Origin of the sequence: Citrobacter sp. XT1-2-2 (genome assembly GCF_023516235.1) — a bacterium.
Classification (GTDB): domain Bacteria; phylum Pseudomonadota; class Gammaproteobacteria; order Enterobacterales; family Enterobacteriaceae; genus Citrobacter; species Citrobacter werkmanii.
The window spans coordinates 1,918,764-1,937,654 of the sequence record NZ_CP097324.1; the positions used below are offsets into that span (position 1 = coordinate 1,918,764).

The 18,891-nt window shown below is 52.7% G+C and carries 18 protein-coding genes, 1 pseudogene and 1 other annotated feature; of the genes and pseudogenes, 9 read left to right on the top strand and 10 right to left on the bottom strand.

The window, feature by feature from the left end:
• Positions 1-95 precede the first annotated feature (95 nt).
• Entirely contained in the window at positions 96-1,076 is a 981-nt protein-coding gene (wzzB, locus tag M4I31_RS08945) for an LPS O-antigen chain length determinant protein WzzB (protein WP_085047953.1), read from the top strand.
• Positions 1,077-1,152: 76 nt separating this feature from the next.
• Here the strand turns inward: wzzB and hisIE are convergent, their stop codons facing one another.
• The 9 genes from hisIE to hisL form a co-directional block, all read right to left on the bottom strand.
• Complete coding sequence (hisIE, locus tag M4I31_RS08950) at positions 1,153-1,764, bottom strand: bifunctional phosphoribosyl-AMP cyclohydrolase/phosphoribosyl-ATP diphosphatase HisIE (protein WP_085047954.1); 612 nt, start codon at positions 1,762-1,764, stop codon at positions 1,153-1,155.
• The gene (gene hisF, locus M4I31_RS08955) at positions 1,758-2,534 is read right to left on the bottom strand and encodes an imidazole glycerol phosphate synthase subunit HisF (protein ID WP_038641731.1); all 777 of its coding nucleotides are present in this window, start codon (positions 2,532-2,534) and stop codon (positions 1,758-1,760) included. Before hisF ends, hisIE begins: the two co-directional genes overlap by 7 nt.
• Positions 2,516-3,253, bottom strand: a complete 738-nt coding sequence (gene hisA, locus M4I31_RS08960) for a 1-(5-phosphoribosyl)-5-[(5-phosphoribosylamino)methylideneamino]imidazole-4-carboxamide isomerase (RefSeq protein ID WP_085047955.1) — start codon at positions 3,251-3,253, stop codon at positions 2,516-2,518. Before hisA ends, hisF begins: the two co-directional genes overlap by 19 nt.
• Positions 3,253-3,843: an imidazole glycerol phosphate synthase subunit HisH gene (gene hisH / locus M4I31_RS08965; protein ID WP_038641727.1), complete on the bottom strand. Its 591-nt coding sequence runs from the start codon at positions 3,841-3,843 to the stop codon at positions 3,253-3,255. Before hisH ends, hisA begins: the two co-directional genes overlap by 1 nt.
• Positions 3,843-4,910: a bifunctional histidinol-phosphatase/imidazoleglycerol-phosphate dehydratase HisB gene (gene hisB / locus M4I31_RS08970; RefSeq protein WP_085047956.1), complete on the bottom strand. Its 1,068-nt coding sequence runs from the start codon at positions 4,908-4,910 to the stop codon at positions 3,843-3,845. The genes hisH and hisB overlap by 1 nt, the downstream gene beginning before the upstream one ends.
• Positions 4,907-5,986: a histidinol-phosphate transaminase gene (gene hisC / locus M4I31_RS08975; protein WP_085047957.1), complete on the bottom strand. Its 1,080-nt coding sequence runs from the start codon at positions 5,984-5,986 to the stop codon at positions 4,907-4,909. Before hisC ends, hisB begins: the two co-directional genes overlap by 4 nt.
• On the bottom strand, positions 5,983-7,287 hold the full coding sequence (gene hisD, locus M4I31_RS08980) for a histidinol dehydrogenase (protein ID WP_085047958.1): 1,305 nt from the start codon (positions 7,285-7,287) through the stop codon (positions 5,983-5,985). Before hisD ends, hisC begins: the two co-directional genes overlap by 4 nt.
• A gap of 5 nt (positions 7,288-7,292) precedes the next feature.
• Positions 7,293-8,192 (bottom strand): ATP phosphoribosyltransferase, encoded by a 900-nt coding sequence (hisG, locus tag M4I31_RS08985; protein ID WP_038641718.1) that lies wholly within the window; start codon positions 8,190-8,192, stop codon positions 7,293-7,295.
• 45 nt (positions 8,193-8,237) lie between these two features.
• Positions 8,238-8,360, bottom strand: a sequence feature (His leader region).
• On the bottom strand, positions 8,336-8,383 hold the full coding sequence (gene hisL, locus M4I31_RS08990) for a his operon leader peptide (protein ID WP_100250077.1): 48 nt from the start codon (positions 8,381-8,383) through the stop codon (positions 8,336-8,338). Its footprint overlaps the feature before it by 25 nt.
• 174 nt (positions 8,384-8,557) lie before the next feature.
• Between hisL and M4I31_RS08995 the strand changes: the two genes are divergently transcribed.
• The 4 genes and pseudogenes from M4I31_RS08995 to plaP all read left to right on the top strand — a co-directional run bounded on the left by M4I31_RS08995 (position 8,558) and on the right by plaP (position 11,984).
• Positions 8,558-9,382 carry an SDR family oxidoreductase gene (locus M4I31_RS08995; protein ID WP_085047959.1) on the top strand — a complete coding sequence of 275 codons (825 nt, stop codon included), beginning with the start codon at positions 8,558-8,560 and terminating at the stop codon, positions 9,380-9,382.
• A gap of 41 nt (positions 9,383-9,423) precedes the next feature.
• Positions 9,424-10,408, top strand: a pseudogene (locus M4I31_RS09000) (LysR substrate-binding domain-containing protein).
• Positions 10,409-10,570: 162 nt separating this feature from the next.
• Entirely contained in the window at positions 10,571-10,633 is a 63-nt protein-coding gene (gene yoeI, locus M4I31_RS24100; RefSeq protein ID WP_110498811.1) for a membrane protein YoeI, read from the top strand.
• Positions 10,623-11,984, top strand: a complete 1,362-nt coding sequence (gene plaP, locus M4I31_RS09005) for a putrescine/proton symporter PlaP (protein WP_003030167.1) — start codon at positions 10,623-10,625, stop codon at positions 11,982-11,984. Before yoeI ends, plaP begins: the two co-directional genes overlap by 11 nt.
• Positions 11,985-12,043: 59 nt before the next feature.
• Here the strand turns inward: plaP and sbcB are convergent, their stop codons facing one another.
• On the bottom strand, positions 12,044-13,468 hold the full coding sequence (gene sbcB / locus M4I31_RS09010) for an exodeoxyribonuclease I (RefSeq protein WP_085047961.1): 1,425 nt from the start codon (positions 13,466-13,468) through the stop codon (positions 12,044-12,046).
• A 392-nt stretch (positions 13,469-13,860) separates the two neighbouring features.
• On the opposite strand from sbcB, the gene phsA reads away from it, so the two are divergent.
• From phsA to dacD, 4 genes are all read left to right on the top strand, one after another.
• The gene (phsA, locus tag M4I31_RS09015) at positions 13,861-16,134 is read left to right on the top strand and encodes a thiosulfate reductase PhsA (protein WP_085047962.1); all 2,274 of its coding nucleotides are present in this window, start codon (positions 13,861-13,863) and stop codon (positions 16,132-16,134) included.
• 14 nt (positions 16,135-16,148) lie between these two features.
• Positions 16,149-16,727 carry a thiosulfate reductase electron transport protein PhsB gene (gene phsB / locus M4I31_RS09020; RefSeq protein WP_085047963.1) on the top strand — a complete coding sequence of 193 codons (579 nt, stop codon included), beginning with the start codon at positions 16,149-16,151 and terminating at the stop codon, positions 16,725-16,727.
• The gene (phsC, locus tag M4I31_RS09025; protein WP_085047964.1) at positions 16,724-17,491 is read left to right on the top strand and encodes a thiosulfate reductase cytochrome B subunit; all 768 of its coding nucleotides are present in this window, start codon (positions 16,724-16,726) and stop codon (positions 17,489-17,491) included. Before phsB ends, phsC begins: the two co-directional genes overlap by 4 nt.
• Before the next feature lie 139 nt (positions 17,492-17,630).
• Positions 17,631-18,803 carry a serine-type D-Ala-D-Ala carboxypeptidase DacD gene (gene dacD / locus M4I31_RS09030; RefSeq protein WP_069323527.1) on the top strand — a complete coding sequence of 391 codons (1,173 nt, stop codon included), beginning with the start codon at positions 17,631-17,633 and terminating at the stop codon, positions 18,801-18,803.
• Positions 18,804-18,891: the final 88 nt, after the last annotated feature.

Here is an 18,891-nt window from a genome sequence, read left to right on the forward strand (position 1 = left end):
CAATCAATTTGATTTTTTATCATTAATCCTATGGAAGTGCTTCAATTTTTAGCTAAACTAATTCGAGTTTAAGTCCTTCCTTAATTAGGGTATCTATGTCTGTAAGTGATAACAACATGTCCGGGCGCGGTAACGATCCGGAACAGATTGATCTGATTGATTTGCTGCTGCAGTTATGGCGTGGGAAAACAACAATCGTTATCGCGATCGTTGTTACCATTGTTCTGGCGGTGGGCTATCTGGCGGTTGCTAAAGAGAAATGGACCTCTACCGCAATTATTACTCAACCGGATGTTGGTCAAATAGCCACCTATAACAACGCGCTCAACGTGTTGTATGGCGCCAACGCGCCTAAGGTGACTGAACTTCAGACAAATGTGGTTGGTCGTTTCAGTACCTCTTTCTCTGCCCTGGCAGAAACGCTTGCTAATCAGGAAATACCCCAGAAACTGTCGATTGAGCAGTCTGTTAAAGGCCAACAACTGCCGCTAGAGCTCTCCTATGTGGCGAGTTCTCCAGAAGATGCTCAGCGTCAGCTGGCTGAGTACATTCAACAAACAGATGAAAATGTTGCTAAAGAGCTGGAGCTTGACCTGGCTGATAACATCAAGCTGCAAACCAGTACTCTAGAAGATTCTCTGAAGACTCAGGAAGTGGTCGCTCAGGAACAAAAAGATCTGCGAATTAAGCAAATCCAGGAAGCGCTGCGTTATGCTGAACAGGCTGGTGTGATTAAGCCGCAAATTCAACAAACCCAGGATGTTACGCAGGACAGCATGCTGTTGCTGGGTAGCGATGCCCTGAAATCTATGGTTGAACACGAGGCTACGCGTCCTTTGATATTGTCTGATAACTACTTCCAGACAAAACAAAAACTGCTGGATATCAGAAATCTTAAGCTTGAAGGGGCAGAGTTGCACTCCTATCGCTACGTGATGAAACCAACGTTACCGATTCGTCGTGACAGTCCGAAAAAAGCCATTACCCTGGTACTGGCCGTTCTGCTGGGGGGAATGATTGGTGCAGGTATCGTGCTGGGGCGAAATGCGCTGCGTGGTTACAAAGCCAGAGCGTAGCAGGTCGAAGGCAGTTTTATTCTGAGCACAAAAAAACCGGGCAGTTCACAGCGCCCGGTATTTTTACGTCTGCAGATTACTGATGACGCTTACGTAAGTTCTCAATCACGGTGGTCAGATCAAGCTCCTGATCCTGTAGCAGAACCAGCAGGTGGTACATCAGGTCAGAAGCTTCATTCGTCAGTTCAAAACGATCGTGCACGGTGGCGGCCAGTGCGGTTTCCACGCCTTCTTCCCCCACTTTCTGCGCAATGCGTTTGGTGCCACTGGCATACAGCTTGGCCGTATAAGAGCTTGCCGGATCGGCGGTTTTACGCTCAGCCAGAAGTTGTTCTAGTTGATACAGGAACAGCCACTGATGACTGGTGTCAGCAAAGCAGCTTGAGGTGCCTTTGTGGCAAGTTGGCCCAATCGGGTTAACCAGCACCAGCAGGGTGTCGTTGTCGCAGTCAGGCGCGATGTTAACCACATTAAGAAAGTTGCCAGAGGTTTCACCTTTGGTCCACAGCCGTTGTTTGGTCCGCGAGAAAAAGGTTACCTTACCGCTTTCAAGCGTTTTATCCAGCGCCTCAGGGTTCATATAACCCAGCATCAATACTTCGCCGGATACCACATGCTGCACCACAACCGGCATCAATCCGTCGGTTTTTTCCCAGTCCAGCTCGCGACATTGTTGCTTCGTTAACATATCCTGATCTCCACGCCCTGTGTTGCCAGGTACGTTTTTAACTCGCCAATATTGATAATTTGTTTGTGGAAAACGGAAGCGGCAAGCGCGCCGTCAACGTCAGCATCACGGAAGGCTTCGAGAAAGTGTTCCATGGTGCCTGCGCCACCGGAGGCAATCAGCGGTACGTGGCAAACGTCGCGCACTTTTCTCAGCTGCTCCAGGTCGTAGCCGTTACGCACACCGTCCTGATTCATCATGTTCAGCACGATTTCGCCTGCGCCACGTTTCTGCACTTCCTGCACCCAATCCAGCGTTTCCCACTGCGTGATGCGGGTACGACTCTCATCACCGGTATACTGGTTAACGTGATATTTACCGGTTGCGGCGTCATACCAGGTATCGATACCCACCACAATGCACTGTACGCCAAAGCGGTCCGCCAGACGCGTGATAAGCTCCGGGTCAGCCAGCGCCGGGGAGTTGATGGAGATTTTATCCGCCCCGAAGGAGAGAATACGCGCCGCATCATCAATGGACTTAATCCCACCGGCAACGCAGAACGGAATGTCGATCACTTCCGCCACGCGCGATACCCAGCTTTTATCGACTACACGGCCATCGCTGGAGGCGGTGATATCGTAGAAGACCAGTTCATCTGCGCCTTCATCGGCATAGCGTTTTGCCAGCGGAACGATGTCGCCAATAATCTCGTGATTGCGAAACTGGACGCCTTTTACCACCTGTCCATCGCGAACGTCCAGACAAGGAATTATGCGTTTTGCCAGCATTGGATGGCCTCCTCAACGGTGAACTTACCTTCCAACAGGGCTCGTCCGACGATCACGCCGCCAACCCCAGTCCCGCGCAGGGCTGCTACGTCCTCAATTCCACCTATACCGCCAGATGACTGAAACGCCACCTGCGGATATTTAGCGCACACTTCTTCATAAAGCGCGACGTTTGAACCCGCCAGCGTACCGTCGCGGGAGATATCAGTGCACAGCACATGCTTCAGACCAACGGGTAAATAGGTTTCCACCAGCTCTTCCAGCGAAACCCCGGAATCTTCCTGCCAGCCGCTGACCGCAACCTGTTTATTACCGTGTTCGTCAATGCGTACGTCCAGCGCCAGCACCAGCGCGTCGGCGCCAAAACGGGTAAACCAGCTCTTAACTTCCTCAGGGGATTTTACCGCCGTCGAACCGACCACCACGCGCGCCACGCCGGCGTCAAGCAGTGCCGCAACGTCCGCTTCAGTACGCACACCGCCGCCAACCTGCACCGGAACATTGACGCCCGCGACCAGCGTTTTAATCAGCGGTATTTGTCGTTTCTGCGGATCTTTTGCCCCGGTCAGATCGACCAGGTGCAGTACCTGTGCGCCTTGTGCCGCGTACTCCTGCAGGCGGGGCAGTGGATCGTTGCCGTAATCACGTTGCTGTGCGTAATCACCTTGATGAAGACGCACCACCGTGCCGTCGATTAAATCTAATGCCGGAATAATCATTACATCTCCAGAAAGTTTTTCAGCAACTGCGCCCCAGCCGCACCCGAACGTTCCGGGTGGAACTGCACGCCAAAGAAATTGTCCTTTTGGACTGCCGCGGTAAACGGTTCACCGTAATGACACTGGGCGATGGTCCATGGGTTCACTGGCATCGCGTAGCTGTGGACAAAGTAGAAATACGCACCATCGTCAATACCCTGGAACAGACGATTGCCTGCTTGTGGATACACACGGTTCCATCCCATATGCGGCAGCGGCAGGCCAAAATCGGTCATTTTGGGGACGTCTTGTTCAATAATGCCCAGCAGGGAGACACCATTACTCTCTTCGCTGCGGCGGCCAAGCAGTTGCATACCTAAGCAGATCCCCAGCACCGGTTGCGTACAGGCTTTAATTAGTTCAATAAGTTCACGCTCGTGCAACTGGTCCATAGCCGCCTGCGCAGTACCAACGCCGGGTAGAAACAGCTTATCGGCCCGGAGCACCACATCCGCATCGCGGCTGACAACCGGGTCGTATCCATGGCGCGCAACGGCGGATTTCACCGAATTCAGGTTGGCGCAGCCTGTATCCAGGATCACCACGTTCATTACAGCACTCCTTTTGAGGAGGGTAGCGTATCGCCTTCTACGCGAATCGCCTGACGCAGCGTGCGGCCAAAGGCTTTAAACAGGCTTTCCACACGGTGGTGGTCATTTTTTCCTTTGGTTTTCAGGTGCAGGGTAACGCCCATGGTGTAGGAGAGTGAGCGGAAGAAGTGTTCAATCATCTCCGTGCTCAGATCGCCAACGCGCTGGTAGGTAAACTCAGCGCGGTATTCCAGGTGAGGACGTCCGGAGATATCCAGCGCGCAACGTGCCAGACATTCGTCCATCGGCAGGACAAAACCAAAACGGTTGATACCACGTTTATCACCTAATGCCAGCTTTAAGGCCTCACCCAGCGCCAGACCGGTATCTTCTACGGTGTGGTGATCGTCAATATACAGATCGCCTTTGACGGCTATCTCCATACGGAAACCGCCGTGGGTGGCGATTTGATCCAACATGTGGTCAAAGAAGCCAACGCCAGTATTGATTTTGCTTTGACCTTCGCGGTCCAACCAGACTTTGACATCAATCTGCGTTTCTTTGGTATTGCGCTCAACGTGGGCGTAGCGGTCACGTTTGGTCAACTGCTCGCCGATCATCGCCCAGTTCAGGGTGTCCCGGTGATAGCGTAATCCGCTAATCCCCATGTTTTCAGCCAGTTGAATATCTGTGGCACGATCGCCAATGACGTAGCTGTTCTCGGTGTCCATAGCCTGTTCAACCAGATACTGCTCAACCAGCTTCACTTTTGGCTTACGGCAATCACACTCATCGGCCGGCAAGTGCGGGCAAATCAGCACGTCATCAAACCTCACGCCCTGAGAGGTGAATATTTGCATCATCAGATTATGCGGGCCGTCAAAATCAGCCTGTGGAAAGCTCTGGGTTCCCAGTCCATCCTGGTTGGTGATCATCACCAGCTTAAAACCCGCTTTTTGCAGTTTCAGCAAAACAGGAACGACTTCCGGCTCAAAAGCCAGTTTGTCAAAGCGATCGACCTGAAAGTCACTTGGCGGTTCGGAAATCAGGGTTCCATCACGGTCTATAAAAAGATACTTCTGGCTCATACTTGCTCCGCACGTAAGGCGTCAATGACGCGCTGGCTCTCTTCACGGGTTCCGACAGTAATACGCAGGCAGCCGCTTAACGAAGGTTGTTTGTTCTGGTCTCGTAAGATAATGCCCTGATCCCACAAAGATTTAAATACGCTGCTGGATGCGGTGAAGCGCGCCAGAACATAGTTGGTTTCAGAAGCGAAGACCTGTTCTACACAGCGAATTGTTTTCAGGTTTTCCACCAGGTACTGACGTTCTTGCAGGATCTGCTGGACGCGTTGGCGCATGGCGGCAACCCCTTGCGGCGTCAGCGCCTGGGCGGCGATATCCGCCACCGGTGTAGAGAGCGGGTAAGGGGCGATCACCTTTAACAGCAGATTGATAATTTCTTCATTTGCCAGCGTAAACCCGCAGCGTAAACCGGCGAGAGCAAACGCTTTGGATAGTGTGCGTAAAATTACCAGGTGCGGATATTCAGACAGCCAGCCCGCCAGCGTGGCCTGCGGGCAAAACTCGATATATGCTTCATCGGCAACCACGATAGCTTTACCCTGCGTCATATCGAGCAGCGAACGCAGATCCTGTGGCTTAATCAACTGGCCCGTTGGGTTATTAGGGCTGCATACGTAGACCACCTTCACACCATCAAGCTTGTCCGCGATACCTTGTAAATCCAGTTGCCAGTCGTCAAGTGTCGGGACGGTACGGCATTCAACGCCAATCGTTTCAGCGCTGACGCTGTACATGCCGTAAGTCGGCGGACAGTACAGAATCGCATCTTTACCCGGCTCGCAAAAAGCGCGCACCAGCAGCTCGATCCCTTCATCTGCGCCACGACTGACCAGCACCTGCTCCGGCTTGACGCCTGCATACTGCGCGTAATTCTCAATCACGGCTTTCGGCTGGCACTCCGGATAGCGGTTCAGCGTTTGCTGACTTAGCTGAAACTCAACGGCGGTGGGATATTCATTCGCATTGAGCCAGACGTCGCCGTTACCGCCAAGACGGCGGGCAGACTGATAAGGCGTTAACTCGCGGACATTCTTACGGGCTAAATCAGTGACGCTGAGAAAGTTGTCAGTGCTCATGCTTGCTCCTTCAGGGCGTTAACGCGCAGGGTGACGGCATTTTTGTGGGCGGTCAGCAGCTCAGCCGCGGCCAGGGTTTCAATGGTGGCGGCCAGCGCAGAGAAACCTTGTGGTGTTAATTCCTGTATGGTCATCCGTTTCTGGAAATCAGCCAGCCCCAGACTGGAACAGGTTGTGGTATAGCCGTAAGTTGGCAGCACGTGGTTAGTACCGGAAGCATAGTCGCCTGCGGATTCCGGCGACCAGTCACCAAGGAACACCGAACCGGCGCTGATAATGCCTTCCACCAGCTCACGTGCGTTGCGGGTCTGAATGATCAGGTGCTCCGGACCGTAGGCGTTGGAGATTTCAACGCACTGTGCCAGATCTTTCGCCACGATTAAACGGCTGGCGGAGAGCGCCTGACGCGCGGTGTCGGCTCGGGACAGCTCGGCGAGCTGGCGTTCAACGGCTTCGGCCACGCCTTCGGCAAGCTTAGCGTCCGGCGTCAGCAGGATCACCTGCGAGTCCGGGCCGTGCTCGGCCTGAGAGAGCAGGTCGGAGGCGACAAAATCCGGCGTTGCGCCGCTGTCAGCGATAACCAATACTTCGGACGGTCCGGCGGGCATATCGATTGCCGCGCCGTCAAGACGCTGGCTGACCTGGCGCTTGGCTTCGGTCACATAGGCGTTGCCCGGCCCAAAGATTTTATCGACTTTTGGAATAGACTCCGTGCCCAGTGCCAGCGCGGCAATGGCCTGTGCGCCGCCCACGTTAAACACTTCTTTCACGCCACAGAGTTGCGCGGCGTAGAGGATTTCATCGGCAATCGGCGGCGGCGAGCACAGCCCCACTTTTTTACAGCCCGCGATACGCGCCGGGGTCGCCAGCATTAATACGGTAGAGAACAGCGGTGCCGATCCCCCTGGAATATACAGGCCCACGGAAGCGATGGGGCGGGTAACCTGCTGGCAGCGCACGCCCGGCTGGGTTTCGATATCCACCGGCGGCAGGATCTGCGCGCTGTGGAAAGTATCAATATTACGTACTGCCGCCTGCATGGCTTGTTTCAGCTCGTCGCTCAGACGATTCCCGGCCTCCTGAATTTCTTCCTCAGTGACGCGCAGCGCGCCGACCTCGGTTTTATCAAACTTCGCGCTGTATTCGCGCAATGCCTGGTCGCCGTTGTTTTTGACATTTTCAAGGATCTCGGCCACCGTGCGGCTAATGCTTTCAGAGGCGGAAATCGCCGGGCGCATCAGTAATTCGCGCTGCTGCTCAGGGCTACAGCTATTCCAGTCAATCAGGGTATTGAAGCTCATGGTCGTTACTCCATCATCTTCTCAATCGGCAGCACCAGAATAGAGCTGGCGCCGAGCGCTTTCAGTTTTTCCATTGTTTCCCAGAACAGGGTTTCGCTGCTGACCATGTGCATGGCCACGCGCTGCTGATCACCCGCCAGTGGCAGAATGGTTGGGCGCTCAGCGCCAGGCAGCAGGGCGATAACTTCGTCCAGACGCTCGCTCGGTGCGTGCATCATGATGTATTTGGATTCGCGAGCCTGAATAACCCCCTGGATGCGGGTCAGTAGTTTGTCGATCAGTTGCTGTTTGGCTGCGGCCATTTCGCCATCGCGCTGAATCAGACACGCTTTAGAGCGGTAAATCACTTCCACTTCACGCAGACCATTGGCTTCAAGCGTCGCGCCGGTTGACACCAGATCGCAGATTGCATCGGCCAGGCCCGCGCGGGGCGCGACTTCGACAGAACCGTTTAACAGACAGGATTTAAATGACACCCCTTTTTGATCGAGGTAACGCTTGAGCAGGTGCGGGTAAGAGGTGGCGATACGCTTCCCGTTCAGTTCTGCCGGGCCATCCCATGCTTCATCAACCGGCGTCGCCAGCGAAAGACGGCAGCCGCCGAAGTCCAGACGACGCAGGGTAAAATAGCGAGGATCTTCACCCTGTGCCCGACGGTTGAGCAGCTCTTCTTCCAGAACGTTTTCCCCAATAATGCCCAGATCAACGACGCCGTCCATCACCAGACCTGGGATATCGTCATCACGCACGCGCAGGATATCAATCGGCATATTTTCTGCCATCGCAATTAAGCGCTGGGTGTGAAGATTAATTTTAATGCCGCAACGGGCCAGTAATTCGCGTGAATCGTCGCTTAAACGGCCTGATTTCTGCATAGCTATGCGTAAACGGGTGTTGTCTAACATTGTTTGTTCCTCGTTATCCTGTCTGAATCAGTTTGGGTCACGCACAAAAAAAAGCCCCCGGAAGAAATCTTCCGGGGGCTTTCTCATACGCTCATGCACCGCTGGAAGATTTAAATGTCTCCCAGCACACATCGCCTGAAAGACTAGTCAGGATGATGGTGATGATGGTGTTTAAATTGAGCGCGTGTCATAAATTTTCTCGATGAATGTTTATTCATTTGATGTCTTTTAACCTAAACCACTTTAGCTACGGAAAGCAAGGGCTTTTTTTGATCATTAATTCATTTCATATTGATACTATGAATTGTCAGCCACCGTGGGCTGGCGTAGCCTTGCGTTATAGGCCAAAAGTCAGGAGAGAAGGCATGAAAAAGGTCGCAATTGTCGGGTTAGGTTGGTTAGGCATGCCGTTAGCCATGTCGCTGGCGGCGAGAGGCTGGCAGGTTACCGGCAGCAAAACCACACTGGATGGGGTAGAAGCGGCCCGTATGAGCGGTATCGAGAGTTACTCGCTGCGCCTGGAGCCTGAACTGGTCTGTGAGGCTGACGATCTCGACGCGCTCATGGACGCTGATGCACTGGTTATAACGCTACCTGCGCGCCGTAGCGGGCCGGGGGAGACATTTTACCTGCAGGCCATGCAGGAACTGGTTGACAGTGCGCTGGCGTACCGGATCCCGCGGATTATTTTTACCAGCTCGACGTCGGTCTATGGCGATATCCAGGGCATCGTGAAAGAGGGAACGCCGCGTAACCCGGTCACCGCCAGCGGGCGTGTTCTGAAAGATCTTGAAGACTGGTTGCATAACCTGCCTGGTACCTCGGTAGATATTCTGCGACTGGCCGGACTGGTTGGCCCGGGAAGACATCCTGGCCGCTTTTTCGCTGGCAAGACGGCGCCAGATGGACACCATGGCGTCAATCTGGTGCATCTGGATGATGTCGTTTCTGCCATCACGTTGCTGCTGCAAGCGCCCAAAGGGGGACACATCTATAATATATGTGCGCCTATGCATCCGGCGCGTAACGTGTTCTATCCGCAGATGGCCCGCCAGTTGGGGATGGAACCGCCGGAATTTCGCGGCGGTGCGGATAACGGTAAAGGTAAAGTCATTGATGGCAGCCGTATTTGTAATGAGCTTGGATTTGAGTACCAGTATCCCGATCCGCTGGTGATGCCGATGGAGTGACAGGCCAGCAGAGTGTCGCTGTATACCGCCAGGGGGCGAGTATGAAACCACTGCTGGACGTTCTTATCATCCTCGATGCGTTAGAAAAAGAGGGCAGTTTCGCGGCGGCGTCGGCAAAATTGTATAAGACGCCGTCTGCGCTTAGCTACACCGTCCATAAACTGGAAAGCGATCTTAATATTCAGTTATTAGATCGCAGTGGGCACCGGGCTAAGTTTACCCGCACCGGTCGAATGCTGCTGGAAAAGGGGCGAGAGGTATTGCACTCCGTCCGCGAACTCGAAAAGCAAGCCATTAAACTTCATGAAGGCTGGGAGAATGAACTGGTCATCGGCGTCGATGATACGTTTCCCTTTTCACTGCTGGCCCCCCTTATCGAATCCTTCTATCAACATCACAGTGTGACGCGCCTGAAGTTTATTAACGGCGTGCTGGGTGGTTCCTGGGATGCACTTACTCAGGGGCGGGCGGATATTATTGTCGGCGCTATGCACGAACCGCCGGCGGGGAGCGAATTTGGTTTTGCGCGGCTGGGCGCGCTGGAACAGGTGTTTGTGGTTGCGCCGCATCATCCGCTGGCGCAGGAACAGGAACCGTTACATCGGCGTACTATTCGACGATTTCGCGCCATCGCGGTGGGAGAGAATGTGCATCAAGCGAACATCTCCGGCGTTCAGGTGTTGGACGATCAGGAAGCGATTACCGTTTTTGACTTCAAAACCAAGCTGGAGCTGCAAGTCAGTGGTCTGGGATGCGGATATATTCCCCGTTATCTGGCGCAGCGATTTTTGGACAGCGGCGCGCTGATTGAGAAGAAAGTGGTCGGACAAATTCTGTTTGAACCCGTGTGGATAGGGTGGAATGAACAGACCGCCGGGCTTGCCAGCGCCTGGTGGCGGGACGAGATTTTAGCAAATAGTGCTATTGCCGGGGTGTACGTTAAAACGGATGCTGATAAATCAATCAGTTGAGAAAAAATATTTTTTTACAGTTGCTTCAATCTCTTGTTATTTCTCCCCAAATTAGTGCAAAATACGCCGCTTGCAAAAAATGACATTAACCGACGTTTTAATACGCGTCGGTTATTTTTTTGCATCAAACCAATCATTCATAAAAGAGGCCGGGCTTCGTACCGGATAGATACTTACTTAAAAATCGACAGTTGTTGTCGCTGAGGATTAACAAAAAATGGGGCAATTTTTTGCTTACGCGACGGTTTTCGCCGTAATGGAGGATAACCATGTCGCATAACGCTACTCCAAACACCTCTCGCGTGGAATTACGTAAAACGCTTACGCTGGTTCCGGTTGTCATGATGGGCCTTGCCTATATGCAGCCGATGACGCTGTTCGATACATTCGGTATCGTCTCAGGAATGACCGATGGTCACGTCCCGACAGCTTACGCCTTCGCACTGATCGCCATCCTCTTTACCGCACTAAGCTACGGTAAACTGGTACGCCGTTATCCGTCCGCAGGCTCTGCCTACACTTACGCTCAGAAATCCATTAGCCCGACCGTTGGTTTTATGGTTGGCTGGTCATCGCTGCTGGACTACCTGTTCGCGCCGATGATCAACATTCTGTTGGCGAAAATTTATTTTGAAGCACTGGTGCCTTCGATTCCATCGTGGATGTTCGTGGTGGCGCTGGTGGCCTTTATGACCGCCTTCAACCTGCGTAGCCTCAAGTCCGTCGCTAATTTCAACACCGTGATCGTGTTGTTGCAGGTGGTGCTGATTGCAGTGATCCTCGGCATGGTCGTTTATGGCGTGTTCGAAGGGGAAGGCGCCGGTACGCTGGCGAGCAGCCGTCCGTTCTGGTCGGGTGATGCGCACGTGATCCCGATGATCACCGGGGCTACCATCCTGTGCTTCTCGTTCACCGGTTTTGACGGTATCAGCAACCTGTCAGAAGAAACCAAAGACGCTGAACGCGTGATCCCGCGTGCGATTTTCCTGACCGCGCTGATTGGTGGCCTGATCTTTATCGTCTCCACTTATCTGTTGCAGTTGTACTTCCCGGATATCTCGCGCTTTAAGGATCCGGATGCTTCGCAGCCGGAAATCATGCTGTATGTTGCCGGTAAGTTCTTCCAGGTCGGCGCGCTGATTTTCTCTACCATTACCGTACTGGCGTCCGGTATGGCGGCGCATGCAGGCGTTGCGCGTCTGATGTACGTGATGGGTCGTGACGGCGTATTCCCGAAAAGTTTCTTCGGTTATGTACACCCGAAATGGCGTACTCCGTCCATGAACATCATTCTGGTTGGGGCGATTGCTTTGCTGGCAATCAACTTCGACCTGGTGATGGCGACGGCGCTGATTAACTTTGGTGCGCTGGTGGCGTTTACCTTCGTTAACCTGTCGGTAATCTCCCAGTTCTGGATCCGTGAGAAGCGTAACAAGACGCTGAAAGATCACTTCCAGTACCTGTTCCTGCCAATGTGCGGTGCGCTGACCGTTGGCGCGCTGTGGGTGAACCTGGAAGAAAGCTCAATGGTTCTGGGCCTGATCTGGGCGGGTATCGGTCTGATCTACCTGGCGTGCGTGACCAAAAGCTTCCGCAACCCGGTACCGCAGTACGACGAAGATATCGCGTAATAACTGCATTTAGCTGAAAAAAAACGGAGACATGTTCTCCGTTTTTTTATACGTGGGATTTAGACAATCTCTTGCGCATATTGCCAGAGTGCTTTCAGCAGCGTCAGCTTCTCTTTGTTATCCGCATAATGCTGACTCAGCATCTGTAATTCATTGGCGTAATTTTGCAAAAACTCCGGCGTGAATACCTGACGACGATGGTCCAGCCAGCGCTGTTGTTCGGCTTCATCCAGCGTTCCAGGGAAGTTACGCGCGCGGTAGTTAAACAGCAGCTTTTCAATGCGTTTATCGACAAAGGTGATATCCAGCGCCGGTAAATTGCGCGGTTCGGTTTCCAGAACGATTTTCATCGCAGCGCGGTCGGCATCGCTGAAAAAGCCGTTGTACAGCTGGGCATCTACGTTATCCGATGGCGCAAAGGGTTCCGCCTCGGCAAAGATAGCCACGACCTTGTCGCGTACCTGTGGGTTTTCGCGCAGAATTTTGAGATTATCCAGACAATGCTGGCGGTTAATACCGAGACGATCGGCATCTTCCGGGCGCAGGGTGTTCGCCTGTGCCAGTACCGGACATTTGTTGATGTGCACCAGTTTAACCGGCACTGCGGGGTTATCTCCCAGATCTGCCTTAGCGGTATAGAGCCGCTCACGCAGCGCGTCGCTGTCCAGTTCGAGCAGCGGTGAAATATCACCGGCCAGATCGACCATGATAACCGCGTTGCGATTTTCCGGATGCCAGGCCAGTGGCGCCACCCAACTGGTGTTACCGCGCCATGCGCCGAACATGCCCGAGACATGGACCAGCGGCTTCATCTGCGGCACATCAATTATCGCCGCCAGTTTGTGCTTATTACGATGGCTATAGAGATACTCAAACAGACGAGGCTGGCGTGACTTGACTAATTGCGCCATCGCAATCGTGGCATACACATCGGCCATTGCATCGTGGGCATTGGCATGCTCAATCCCATTCGCTTTGGTCAAATGTTCCAGGCGGAAGCTGGGCAAGCCATCGTCGTTTTCCGGCCAGTTAATACCTTCAGGACGCAGGGCATAGCAGGCACGCATTACATCCAGCAGATCCCAGCGCGAATTATCGTTCTGCCAGCTCCAGGCATAGGGATCATAGAAATTGCGATACAGGATATTTCGCGTCACTTCATCATCGAAGCGCACGTTGTTATAGCCCAGAATACAGGTTTTCGGTACGGTAAACAGGGCGTGAATACGCGCAGCAAAAGCAGCTTCATTTTCTCCCTTTTCACGTGCTTCTTGCGGGGTGATGCCGGTAATCAGCACCGCCTCGGGCTGTGGCAGATAATCATCTGCGGGTTTGCAATAAAAGACTTCAGGTTCACCGATAATGTTGAAATCATTATCTGTGCGGATAGCCGCAAATTGCGCGGGTCTGTCCAGCGCCGGATGGGTACCAAAAGTCTCGTAATCGTGGAAGAGAAAACCAGGTTGCTGCTTGCCGTCATTCATTGTTCAGTTATGTCCGGGATCAATTTAGCGCTTATCCAAGAATACCAAAAAATAGCGAGGTAATCAGCAAGAGGATTATCGATGCGGAATGGCCTACGCAAGAAAATTGCGCTGAACACGGCTTCGAACGAATGATTAATTATTTTCTTACCGTTAAAGGAAATTACTGGAATAAACTTTCTTAAAATCACACCTTGGGAAATAAGTTAATTGATAACCATTATTGTTATTTCATCTTCTGTTTTCTGGATTCTTTAAAAGTCTTTTAAAAACAACGACCTTATATTTCTATTAATGCGCTTGTATGCATTGTAATAAAATGTGAGTGAGGTTAAAAATTAATAATATAAACTCCATATAATAATTGGATATATCTAATAACAGGAGGTTATATGAGCATAAGTCGGCGTAATTTTTTACGAGGGGTGGGTATAGGTTGCTCAGCCTGTGCAATAGGCAGTTTTCCACCAGGCGCACTGGCGCGGAATTCTCCCGAGCACATAAAAGGGAAAACATCCCTGACGCCAAGTTTGTGCGAAATGTGTTCTTTTCGCTGCCCAATTCAGGCTCAGGTAATTAATAATAAGACGGTTTTTATTCAAGGAAACCCTAATGCGCCTCAGCAGGGGACGCGTGTCTGCGCGCGCGGAGGCAGTGGTGTTAGCCTGGTCAACGACCCGCATCGTATTGTTAAACCGATGAAACGCACAGGACCTCGCGGGAGCGGTGAGTGGCAGGTAATTAGCTGGCAGCAGGCATATAAAGAAATTGCCGAAAAAATGACGGCAATAAAAGCGCAGCATGGTTCTGAGGGGGTCGTATTCTCTTCCAAGTCCGGTTCGCTTTCCGGCCATTTATTTCACCTCGCGACGGCTTTTGGATCGCCGAACACGTTTACTCACGCCTCGACATGCCCCGCCGGAAAAGCGATTGCCGCTAAAGTTATGATGGGTGGCGATTTAGCCATGGATATCGTCAATACCCGTTATATGGTCTCTTTTGGCCATAACCTCTATGAAGGTATTGAAGTCGCCGACACCCATGAACTGATGACCGCGCAGGAAAAGGGCGCGAAAATGGTCAGCTTTGATCCCCGTTTATCCGTCTTCTCCAGCAAAGCGGATGAATGGCATGCGCTTAAGCCTGGCGGCGACCTACCGGTGCTGATGGCCATGTGTCACGTCATGATCAAAGAAAAGCTGTATGACGCAGACTTTGTTACACGCTACACCACAGGGTTTGACCAACTGGCTGAGGCGGTCCAGGAGACCACGCCGGAATGGGCGCAAAAGCTCGCTGATGTGCCTGCCGATGTGATTATCCGGGTCACCCGCGAAATGGCAGCCAGCGCCCCTCACGCCATTGTCAGTCCGGGTCATCGTGCGACGTTTTCGCAAGAAGAAATTGATATGCGGCGCATGATTTTCACCCTCAATGTGTTACTTGGAAATATTGAGCGTGAGGGTGGGTTGTATCAGAAAAAAGCGGCGGCAACGTACAATAAGCTGGCCGGAGAGAAAGTCGCTCCCGTGCTGGCAAAACCCGATGCCAAATTACCCAAGCCAACGGCGCAGCGTATCGATCTGGTGGCCCCGCAGTTCAAGTACATCGCGGCCGGCGGCGGCGTAGTGCAAAGCATTATTGATGCCGTCTTAAAGCAAACGCCGTATCCGGTGAAGGGATGGATCATGTCCCGACACAACCCTTTCCAGACCGTGACCTGTCGACCAGACCTGGTCAAGACCGTTGAACAGCTCGACCTGGTGGTCAGTTGCGATGTCTATTTAAGCGAAAGCGCGGCGTATGCCGATTATCTTTTGCCTGAATGTACTTACCTTGAGCGCGATGAAGAAGTTTCTGATATGTCGGGCCTGAATCCAGCCTATGCCTTGCGTCAGCAGGTGGTTGAGCCTATCGGTGACGCGCGTCCGAGCTGGCAAATCTGGAAAGAACTGGCTGTTCAGTTAGGCCTTGGGCAATTCTACCCATGGCAGGATATGCAAACGCGCCAGCTGTACCAGCTTAATGGCGATCATGCGTTATCTGCTGAGCTGCGTCAGAAAGGGTATCGCGAGTGGGGCGTTCCGCTATTGCTGCGCGAACCCGAAGCGGTGCGTCAGTTTGTGGCACGCTATCCGGGCGCGGTAGCGGTTGATAGCGACGGCACTTATGGTGAGCAGCTGCGTTTTAAATCCCCGTCAGGAAAAATCGAACTCTACTCTGCCGAGCTGGAAACACTCCTGCCAGGCTACGGTGTTCCTCGCGCCCGCAATTTTGCGCTCAAAGGCGACAATGAACTCTATTTTATTCAGGGGAAAGTGGCGGTTCATACCAATGGCGCAACGCAATATGTGCCACTGCTGAGTGAGCTGATGTGGGACAACGCGGTGTGGATCCACCCGCAAACGGCCCGTGAAAAAGGCATCAAAAGCGGCGATGACATCTGGCTGGAAAATGCAACCGGTAAGGAAAAAGGCAAAGCGTTGGTCACCGCCGGTATTCGACCCGATACGCTATTCGTCTATATGGGATTTGGCGCCAAGGCAGGAGCCAAAACAGCCGCGACGACGCACGGTATTCATTGCGGTAATTTGCTTCCACATGTCACCAGTCCGGTGTCAGGTACGGTGGTCCACACCGCTGGCGTTACGCTTCGTCGGGCATGAGAAAGGAGTACATCATGAATCAATCAACAAACCCTTATGTCATGCTGCATGACGAAAAACGCTGCATTGGTTGTCAGGCGTGTACGGTTGCCTGCAAGGTACTGAATGACGTGCCTGAAGGTTTTAGCCGCTTACAGGTGCAGATCCGTTCACCGGAACATGAACCCGAGGCGCTTTCCCATTTCCAGTTTGTTCGTGTTTCTTGCCAGCATTGTGAAGATGCGCCGTGCGTCAGCGTTTGTCCAACCGGTGCATCATTCCGCGATGAAAACGGCATTGTGCAGGTGGATAAGTCCCGCTGTATTGGCTGTGACTACTGCGTCGCTGCTTGTCCGTTCCATGTGCGCTACCTTAATCCACAAACGGGAATCGCAGACAAATGTAATTTCTGCGCGGATACCCGTCTGGATGTTGAACAGTCGCCCGCCTGCGTTTCCGTTTGTCCGACGGATGCGTTGAAGTTTGGTCGTCGCGATGACCCGGAAATCCAGCACTGGATCAATCAAAAAGAGGTTTATCGCCAGCAGGATACGCGTAGTGGCCAGGTGAGTGTTTATCGGCGTAAAGAGATCCATCAGGAGGGTAAAGTATGAATTCTATCTGGGGAGCGGAACTTAACTATGCGCCGGACTACTGGCCGCTGTGGCTCATTTATGCGGGCGTTATTGTTGTGCTGATGATTGCGGGCCTGGTCACGCACGCGCTGTTACGTCGGATGCTGGCGCCGAAAACGGTAACCGGAGAGGAGCACCGGGAGTACCTCTATTCGCTGGCTGTTCGCCGTTGGCACTGGGGAAATGCGCTGCTCTTTATTCTGCTTTTGCTGAGCGGCCTGTTTGGCCACTTCTCTGTCGGACCGGTAGCGTTGATGGTGCAGGTACATACCTGGTGCGGCTTCGCATTGCTGGCCTTCTGGATTGGCTTTGTGTTAATAAACGCAACCAGCGGCAACGGCTGCCATTATCGCGTGAAGTTAAACGGGTTAATATCACGCTGCCTGCTGCAAACGCGCTTTTATCTGTATGGCATCATGAAAGGCGAGCCGCATCCGTTTGCCGCAACGGCAAAGGATAAATTTAACCCACTGCAACAACTGGCCTACCTGGCCATTATGTACGCGCTGGTTCCGCTGTTGATCATCACCGGGTTGTTATGCCTCTACCCGCAGGTGTCAGGGGCAGGGCCGATAATGCTGGTGCTGCATATGGCGCTAGCGATTGTCGGCTTACTGTTTATCTGCGCACATATTTACCTGTGCACGCTGGGCGACACGCCAGGGCAAATTTTCCGCAGTATGATCGACGGCTACCATCGCCATCGCAGCCATCACGCAGAGACTGCGCCACGCAAAGGATAATTTCGCGCGCGGTTTGTCGCTGACAGCCTTGTATGACAGCAAGAAAATGTGCCTTATGTCACATTTTCTTGCAATTTATTCAAGTTTGTTCGACAGAACTTCCGTAAAAAGAACGGCTATTTCTCCCTTTTCTGAGGACATGCTGTTGAAACGCCGTTTGTTTATTGCCGCTTCACTATTCACGATGAGTTTTACGTCCGCCTGGGCGACCGATGCCGCCAGCTTCGCCCCACAGCCGCCTGCGATAAATGCCGGGGCGTGGGTATTAATGGATTACACCACGGGCCAAATTCTGACAGCCGGTAATGAACACCAGCAACGTAACCCCGCCAGTCTGACCAAGCTGATGACCGGCTATGTTGTTGACCGCGCAATCGACAGTAAGCGCATTAGTCCAACCGATATTGTCACTGTTGGGCGCGATGCCTGGGCGAAAGACAATCCGGTATTCGTCGGTTCATCCTTGATGTTCCTGAAACAAGGCGATCGCGTTTCGGTGCGCGACCTCAGCCGCGGGCTAATTGTTGATTCCGGGAATGATGCTTGCGTGGCGCTGGCTGATTACATCGCCGGGGGACAACCGCAGTTTGTCGCGATGATGAACAACTATGCGCAAAAGCTGAACCTGCAGGATACCCATTTTGAAACGGTCCATGGTCTGGATGCGCCTGGTCAGCATAGCTCTGCTTACGATCTGGCCGTATTGTCGCGAGCTATCATCCATGGTGAACCGGATTTCTACCATATGTACAGTGAGAAAAGCCTTACCTGGAACGGAATCACGCAGCAAAACCGTAATGGCCTGTTGTGGGATAAAACCATGAACGTGGATGGTCTGAAGACAGGGCATACGTCCGGTGCCGGGTTCAATCTGATCGCTTCCGCCGTTGATGGACAGCGTCGACTGATTGCGGTTGTGATGGGAGCAGAGAGTGCGAAAGGGCGCGAAGACCAGGCGCGTAAGCTGCTGCAATGGGGACAACAAAACTTCGATACGGTGCAGGTTTTGCGTAGCGGTAAGCAGGTCGGTACTGAACGGATCTGGTATGGCGACAAAGAAAAAATCAGCCTGGGCACCGAGCAGGATTTCTGGATGGCCCTGCCTAAAGCGGAAGTGGCTAACATTAAAGCAAAATATGTCCTTGATAAGAAAGAACTGGTTGCACCAATCGCGGCACATCAGCGTGTGGGTGAAATTGAACTCTACGATCGGGATAAGCTGGTGGCGCACTGGCCTCTGGTTACGCTGGAGTCCGTCAGCGAAGGTGGCGTTTTCTCGCGTCTGAGCGATTATTTCCACCACAAGGCGTAGTTATTTCCTGGAATGCCTGACTGGCAAGAGTGCGAATCTGCTCACATAATAATCACTATTTACTTGTGGCCGAAATACCTAAAAATTA

Excerpts from the sequence above, each read along its gene's own strand:
- hisIE (WP_085047954.1), bottom strand. The coding sequence starts at position 1,764 with ATGTTAACGAAGCAACAATGTCGCGAGCTGGACTGGGAAAAAACCGAC.
- hisH (WP_038641727.1), bottom strand. The coding sequence starts at position 3,843 with ATGAACGTGGTGATCCTGGATACAGGCTGCGCCAACCTGAATTCGGTG.
- phsA (WP_085047962.1), top strand. The coding sequence starts at position 13,861 with ATGAGCATAAGTCGGCGTAATTTTTTACGAGGGGTGGGTATAGGTTGC.
- hisF (WP_038641731.1), bottom strand. The coding sequence starts at position 2,534 with ATGCTGGCAAAACGCATAATTCCTTGTCTGGACGTTCGCGATGGACAG.
- plaP (WP_003030167.1), top strand. The coding sequence starts at position 10,623 with ATGTCGCATAACGCTACTCCAAACACCTCTCGCGTGGAATTACGTAAA.
- phsC (WP_085047964.1), top strand. The coding sequence starts at position 16,724 with ATGAATTCTATCTGGGGAGCGGAACTTAACTATGCGCCGGACTACTGG.
- dacD (WP_069323527.1), top strand. The coding sequence starts at position 17,631 with ATGCTGTTGAAACGCCGTTTGTTTATTGCCGCTTCACTATTCACGATG.
- phsB (WP_085047963.1), top strand. The coding sequence starts at position 16,149 with ATGAATCAATCAACAAACCCTTATGTCATGCTGCATGACGAAAAACGC.
- sbcB (WP_085047961.1), bottom strand. The coding sequence starts at position 13,468 with ATGAATGACGGCAAGCAGCAACCTGGTTTTCTCTTCCACGATTACGAG.
- M4I31_RS08995 (WP_085047959.1), top strand. The coding sequence starts at position 8,558 with ATGAAAAAGGTCGCAATTGTCGGGTTAGGTTGGTTAGGCATGCCGTTA.
- hisG (WP_038641718.1), bottom strand. The coding sequence starts at position 8,192 with ATGTTAGACAACACCCGTTTACGCATAGCTATGCAGAAATCAGGCCGT.
- hisB (WP_085047956.1), bottom strand. The coding sequence starts at position 4,910 with ATGAGCCAGAAGTATCTTTTTATAGACCGTGATGGAACCCTGATTTCC.
- hisC (WP_085047957.1), bottom strand. The coding sequence starts at position 5,986 with ATGAGCACTGACAACTTTCTCAGCGTCACTGATTTAGCCCGTAAGAAT.
- hisD (WP_085047958.1), bottom strand. The coding sequence starts at position 7,287 with ATGAGCTTCAATACCCTGATTGACTGGAATAGCTGTAGCCCTGAGCAG.
- hisA (WP_085047955.1), bottom strand. The coding sequence starts at position 3,253 with ATGATTATTCCGGCATTAGATTTAATCGACGGCACGGTGGTGCGTCTT.
- wzzB (WP_085047953.1), top strand. The coding sequence starts at position 96 with ATGTCTGTAAGTGATAACAACATGTCCGGGCGCGGTAACGATCCGGAA.